We start from the raw sequence: 6,753 nt of genomic DNA, 5'->3' as shown, positions 1-6,753 counted from the left end.
GCTCCGCCGGGCTCCGCCGGGCTCCGCCGGGCTCCGCCGGGCTCCGCCGGGCTCCGCCGGGCTCCGCCGGGCTCCGCCGGGCTCCGCCGGGCTCCGCCGGGCTCCGCTCGGAGCCGGTTACGCCGTGTGCCGGAAGACCGTACCGGTGCGGGATCATGCTGAGAGCAGAAGCCACTGTGGATCCGTGCGGGGGCGCCTAGATTGGCTCGTATGAGCCTGCCGGTGTGGTACGAGGCGCGCGGCGCCGGACCAGTGATCATCTTTCCGTGCCGGACACGGCGTGAGCACGCGGATCTGGCCGAACGGCTGGCCGACCGGTACCGGGTGGTCCGGTACATGCCCCGGCATGTGACAGGCATCGACGCGCCGGAGGGCGACGCCGGGGACTGGGTGTCCTGGGAGGAGCAGGAGGACGGGCCCTCGTTCTGGGGCGGCAAGCCGATCGAGGCGTTCCCGGTCGAGCTGGAGGTGGCGGACCTGCACCGGGTCGCGGACGAGGCGGGTGCGGACCGGTTCGTGCTGGCCGGCTACTCGGGGATGGCCGCGCTATGCGGCTTCTTGGCGCCGCTGAGCCCCCGGGTGGCCGGGCTGCTGATCGGCGGCTTCCCGATCCTCGGCTCCAAGGAGTACTGGATGGGCTCGTCCGAGGGCGCGCGCCTGGCCTACCTGACCTCCGGGATGCGGCCGCTTGCCGACAATGCGTTCGCGACCGGGCTGATGTACCGCGCGTGGGACGAGCGGGACGACCGCGCTGCACTGACCGCGCTTCCCGGCCCAAAGATCTTCTGGTTCGGCGCGGAGGACGGCGAGCCCGGCTGCCTGCTCCACGAAAGTCGGCCCGGCGCGCGGCTGGCCCGGCGGGTCCGTGCCACCCGCGACGACCTGGAGGCGGCCGGCTTCACGGTGCTTGAGCTGCCCGCCCTGGACCACATGGGCGTCCAGGCCAACCCGGACATGGTCGCGGCCCGCCTCCGCGTCATGCTCGCCGGCTACAGCTGGTGAGACAGCATCAATCCGGGTCCCCGCCTAGCCTTCGGGAGCGCTCAACGGCTTCGGTCCATGCCTCGATCTCCTCCCTACTGAATCCGTCGAAATTCTGATCGGTGACGATGTATCCGACCTCACGAATCGCCTCGGCGAAGGCAGGATCAATGCCGGACGCGCGCACCGCCTCGACGATCCTGTCGAAGACGGCGTCCGGTGCCATTTCATCCCCATCCACGTCGTCGGTGTGGTAATAGTCGTCCACGTCCTCGCCCGTGTATGTGGCGTGGACGGGAGGAAGGCCCAATTCACGTGCCAGGTCCGGCAGCCGTCCGATCAATCGCACCGGATAGCGGTCCTGTGTCTCGACCGGCCTGGTGAACTCCGGCATGGTCATGAGCTTCATGGCGGTCGAGTCAACATCGATGTCCAGATCGGTCGCTGCGAGGACGGTGTCCACCACTCGGGCGACAGTTGATGTGCTCGGCAACGCATATGCCCAACCGAAGACGCAGCCCGGCATCTCTGCCAGCGCCTGTTCGTCGTCGATCTGGACGAGCCCGAGGTAAAGACAGGTAAGGAGGAACTCCGGCCCGTCCGCATGCGCGATCCCCATCGCGCTTATGGCATGTAAGCCTTCCACCACGGCCACCTGTGGAGTGACCATGCCGTCGGTTCCATCGGTCCGGGGAAGCCCAGCGAGGCGCTGGACACCATCTTCCGGCGGCGCCAGCAGGAAGTCGGTCAGCGCGAGGCTCTGTCGATAGGCGCTGCGCCCACGGTTGGCCCAGCCATCCGTCAAGGATCTGGGAAGTCTCTTCTTGCAGAGATAGTCGTCTGCGGCTGCCTGAACGATCCGGAGCAGGACATCAGGATGGTCAATGGCCAGCCCAGTCTCGGCGCTGACCCCGACCGACAACTCCGTGAATCTGATGAGAGCCTTCCAGTGACTACTTCTCCGTACGGCATCAACCCATACTTCGCGGTGTTGGGCGAAATTGTATGGCTCTGACAATGCAGGTGAGCCGACCAATCCGAGAAAGATCAGGTCGAGTGGGTCTATCCGATCGATCCAGCGCGGTGGGTCCGCTTCGCGGCTCTCGAGGCCGAGTAGTCTGTAGCCGAACGCGTACAGTTCCATCGGACTTCGCGGTTCGTGTGTGGCCTCGAAAAGCTCCGCGAGTGTGGAAAGCAGCGGACTATCATCCCCGACTCCCGGCTCCCGCCCTGTGGTGTCGTTCGGTACCGTTCGACTCTGCTTTTCCGGCGGTGGGGCGATCCGCATCCTCAGGACGAGCAACGCCTCCGTAGGGTGCAGCGGCATGATTTCTCCGATGGCACCCTCCTGCTCAAGGGAGAGCGCGAAATACCGCGCTGCGGCGTCGGATTGGCCGGCGCTGCGTTTCATGCGGCCGATTTTATTAGCTGCTATCCGATCGCCCGCATCAGAGGCGCGCTGAAGGTAGATCATGGCTTCGTCGGTATGTCCTCTGCCGTCGAGCAGAAGACCCAGGTTGTACATCCCATCGGTCACCTCGGCGTCGGCTGCCTGCCGGAAGAGGACCTCGGCCTCTTCCGACCTGCCGGACCTCATGAGGAGGTGGCCCAGATTGCTCTTGATCTCCGCCGGACCGTGCTCGAGTGCCTTCCGGTACCAGAATTCCGCCTCAGCCGTCGCGCCCTCCGCCTCCCGGATTTCCGCCAGGCAATGCTGCGCGCGAAAGTCCCCCCGTTGAGCGGGTTCTTGCAAGAGCCGGATTCCTCTCTCCGTTTCCCCGGTCATCGTCAGCAGAAATCCCAGACTGGCGCGAGCTGCGGTCTCTCCCGAGTTCGACAGCTCCTCCAGTAGAGAACGGGCTTCCTGAGCGCCGCTGCTGCCAGCGGATCGTTCACCAAGGTAGTACAGCGCGGAGGTCTCGCCCTTCTCTGCGGCCATGATTGCCCAGACGGTCGCACTGTCCGGGTCTCGCGCACTTATCGCCCTGGTGAGTAGGAGCATCATGGCCGGAACGTGCCCGGCGAACGCGGCGCGCTCCAACCACCTGACAGCTTCGTCATCGCGTCCCCGCCGGGTGAGGAAAGCGCTGTAAAGGACTTTGCAATCGTGCTGCTCGTCGTCCAGCGACTCATCACCAGTCGCGGCCCGACGGAGAAGGGCCTCTGCATCGGGCAGGCGTCCTTCCTCCTCGGCGACGATCCCCAGGTTGGCCATCGCCATGATGTCGCCGCGCTCCGCCGCCCGTTGCCACAGGGATCTGGCTTCCTCGGGCTCGCCTTGCTCGACGAGGATGTTCGCCAGGTTCGTCATGGCGAACCGAAGACCTGCGTTGGCCGCGAGCCGATACAGCGCCTGGGCGGTGTCGCTGTCGCCCTGCTTCTGCGAGATCAGGGCGAGTCGGTAGACGGCGAGGGAGTGCCCGGTCCTCGCCGCCTTCAAGGTCCACTCTTCGGACTCATCGTGCCTTCCCTGATCTTCGAGGAGGACGGCGAGATTCAACATCGGTGAAGGATCTCCGCCCTCGATCGATCGTCGGTACCATGCCTCGGCTTCGCTGGGATCGCCGCGATCCGTGGCGAGCACGCCAAGCCCGAACATCGCCTTATGACTGTCACCGGGGACGGCGCAGAGGTATGCCGTACCGGCGATGTCGTTCCGGCCTGCGCTGTAGGCCGCCTCTCCGATCTCCGCGTTCTCGTCGGTTGTGGCAATCTCGATCATCTCCGCCCAGACCTGATCGGGAATCGGACGGGCTGCAATCGGCGAGCTGGCGTCGTCGGTCCGGTCCATCAGGTAGTCGTGTGCCTGAAATCCGCCTTCTCTCGGGATGATGCACGAGCTCGCGCCGAGGACGGGCCGGGCCGCGTCAGGCAACACTGCGGCAAAGTCCGGTAGATCGTCACGTTTTCTCATGCCTTGAGGCAGGTAGCCACGGAACAGGCGCGACAGGGCTTCGGAGGGCACCGGCCGGGTGTATCCGGCCCGTCGGCAATCCACCGCCGCGGAGATGATCGCTTGCCGGACAAGGAAATCCCATCCGTCGCCGATCGTCCATCTCGCCATCAGCGATGGTCCGGCGGCGAGGAACTCCGCGAATCCATACTCGTGCTGCGTCGAGGCTTGAGTGATCCGGTCGTCCGTCGAGCCGGCGGCGCGGGCTTCCTCGTCCTCGGACAACTGGTTGGGGACCGCGATCCGCCGAGCGAAGCGGCGCAGCAGGTCTCCCGCGAATCTTTTGGCGCTGATGCCGGGATCGTCGTGGGTGCCGAAGGCCACCTGATCGATCTTCGACAGTTCGTCGTTTCGAATCGTTGCGACTATGACGGCGTTCATCGTCGGCAGCAGCTCGACGAACACCGTGTCGAGGCCGCCGGGCGTCAGGTAGCGCTCAAGGTCGTCGAGCCAGATGACAGCGCCGACCGGAGAGGGCTCCAATCGCATGATGTCCTGCACGGCGTGAGCGTCGACGGGTATGAGCATGTCGTGGTTCGGGCAGAGTCTTCGGACCATTTCGAACGCCGTTCGGGTCTTGCCGGCTGCCGCCCGGCCGTGCAGAAGGATCAAGCCGCCTTCGGGTATCAGCCACTGGATCTCTTGGTCGATGTCGCGACTGACGTATGGCGGCAGATCGGTGTCGCCGTCGGGTGCGAGACGAATCGACTGTTTTACGCCCAGCAAGACCGGATCGACGTCGGATACCAACGGTGGCCTTCCGCTGTCGCCAAGAAACTGCAAGCGGATTGAGGCCTCGGCGGCCGGAGTGCTGCCCCGTCTCGACAGAAGCCGCGCAGCCCTGGGCACGGCGAATCTGGCGATCAGCCCTATCAGCCCGACAATCGCGATCATGCCGGAGACGACGCTCGACCACTGGTCGGCCTTGCCGAGTCCTGCATTCGCGAGGAACACAGCGAAGCCGGCAAGAGCGAAGACGAGTAGTGCCCAGACAGTGATGGTGGCAATGAGCGATGGGCGTCGACCGGTCACCTGATGATGATGCCTTGCGTAGGCAACCGCGGTTCAGGTGTAACCGGTTACGTCAGTTGCCGGACTCGCGTTGCCAGAGGAGTTCGCCGACGCGGTCCAGGCCGCGGTTCAGGTGGCGGCGGTAGGTGCTGAACGACAGGCCGAGCCGTTCCGCGGCTGCGACCTGCGTGGGCAGCCGGTGGAAGAACGTGGTCGCCACCACCCGGTGCAGGCGGGCCTCGCCCGGGTCCTCACGCAGCCCGTCGACCGCGTCCGTCAGCAGCTCGCGCAGCGCGTCCACCGGGCTGCCGGCCGTGCCGGTCACCATCCGGGTCCGCAGCAGCGGGCTGGCGGCCAGCGCGCCCGGCCGGTGGAAGTCGCGAAGCGCCTCGCGAACTGCGGTGTCGAAGTCCGGGCGGGCCAGCACGGACGGCGCGGGCCCGGTGGGCGCGGCGATGGCCGGTGGCACCAGCCCGAACCAGGTGTCCGGCGGCGTCACCCGCCAGTCGCAGCCGAACAGCGCGTACCGGCGGCCGTCGACAAGCGGGGCCGCGCCGGTCGGGCGGTGGCCGAGCATGCCGAGCCGGTGCGCCCACTCCTCGGGTGCGATTGTCGGCACGTAGGACCAGGCGAGCCGGTCGGACCGGATCCAGTTCGAGTAGATGCGCAGCTGCAGCAGGTGCAGCGCGTGCGAGAACCCGTCACGTGTGACGATGAAGCGGGCCAGGCCCAGGTGTTCGCCCGCCCCGAGCGGCCGGGTGCGTTCCGCGTGCGCCCAGGCGGCGGCCGCGAGCGGGTCGGCCGCGGCCGCGTCCGGGTCGCCGACCGGCAGCCGCAGCCAGAGCAGGAAGCCGGCCGGCGTGTCGTCCGAGGACCGCCGGTAGACGCGGAACGACTCCGGCTGTGCGCGCAGCCAGTGCGCCACGGTCGCGGCCGACTCCGGGCCCTCGGCCGTGCGGGTCATCGCCACGATCGCGTCGTGGTCGCCGTGGAACAGGCCGTCCTCGTACCCGTCGCCGTGCTGGGGCATCAGGGTCAGCCACTCGGACATCGGGCCGTAGCGCTGCAGGTGGGCGACCCCGCGGGTGGCGGCCAGCGAGTCCGTCGGGCCTTCCGCCGCCCGAGCCCGGTCCAGCAGGTGCGCGCCGATCGCCCGGTGCATCCGCTCGTACCCGGCGGGGTCGCGCCAGCGCAGGTCCGCGTCGACGGCCTCGCCCACCATCTCGTGCAGCGCCACGCCGTCCGGGCCGGCGTCCGCGAACGGCAGCCGCCGCAGCCAGTCCAGCAGATCGGCGCCGACGACCTCGAGCAGAAGGTCAGTCGTGGTGTACGGCGCGTGCGCGCAGACCTCAAGCGCCTGCCGGTGCGCAGGGGTCGGCACGTCGCCGATCAGCGCGCCGAGAAGCGACGCCAGCACCTCGGGCGCCGGCTGCCAGGGCGCACCGGCCGGTGGCAGCGCGTCCGCGGGCAGCGTGGCCGCGAGGCTCAGCGCGAGCGGGTGCCCGCCGGTGAAGGAGAGCACGGCCTGGTGGTGTTCCGGTGCGACGCCGCGTAACCGGAGCAGCCGCGCGGCCTCGGCCGGGCTGAGATCACCGAGTTCGTACGACGAGGGGGAGACCGGTTCGCGTCCGGCGATCACCACGGCGGCGCCGGGCGGCAGCGCGGGCAGGAACACGTCCCGCAGCCAGGCCTCCAGCGGTCGGCAGTGCTCGAACGCGTCGACGAGTAGCACGTCGAACCGCCCGGCCGGTACGAATCCCGACGGCGCGAGTCCCGACGGCGTGAATCCTGACGGCGCCGACCCGGCT

At 68.0% G+C, this 6,753-nt stretch carries 3 protein-coding genes; 1 reads left to right on the top strand and 2 read right to left on the bottom strand.

The window, feature by feature from the left end; genetic code table 11:
- The first annotated feature begins 210 nt into the window (after positions 1–210).
- Positions 211–1,002, top strand: a complete 792-nt coding sequence (locus tag ACIA8K_RS37450; RefSeq protein ID WP_396068229.1) for an alpha/beta fold hydrolase — start codon at positions 211–213, stop codon at positions 1,000–1,002.
- Between the two features lie 7 nt (positions 1,003–1,009).
- Here the strand turns inward: ACIA8K_RS37450 and ACIA8K_RS37445 are convergent, their stop codons facing one another.
- Together ACIA8K_RS37445 and ACIA8K_RS37440 are read right to left on the bottom strand one after the other, a co-directional pair.
- Positions 1,010–4,966 (bottom strand): tetratricopeptide repeat protein, encoded by a 3,957-nt coding sequence (locus ACIA8K_RS37445; protein ID WP_396068228.1) that lies wholly within the window; start codon positions 4,964–4,966, stop codon positions 1,010–1,012.
- A gap of 52 nt (positions 4,967–5,018) precedes the next feature.
- Positions 5,019–6,753: ATP-binding protein (locus tag ACIA8K_RS37440; RefSeq protein WP_396068227.1), on the bottom strand; the 1,735-nt coding region annotated here is incomplete at its 5' end.

The sequence above is a fragment of the Catenuloplanes sp. NPDC051500 genome (assembly GCF_044454585.1).
GTDB lineage: Bacteria > Actinomycetota > Actinomycetes > Mycobacteriales > Micromonosporaceae > Catenuloplanes.
The sequence above is the reverse complement of the archived record's forward strand: the minus strand, read 5'-3'. Positions and strand labels throughout refer to the sequence as shown.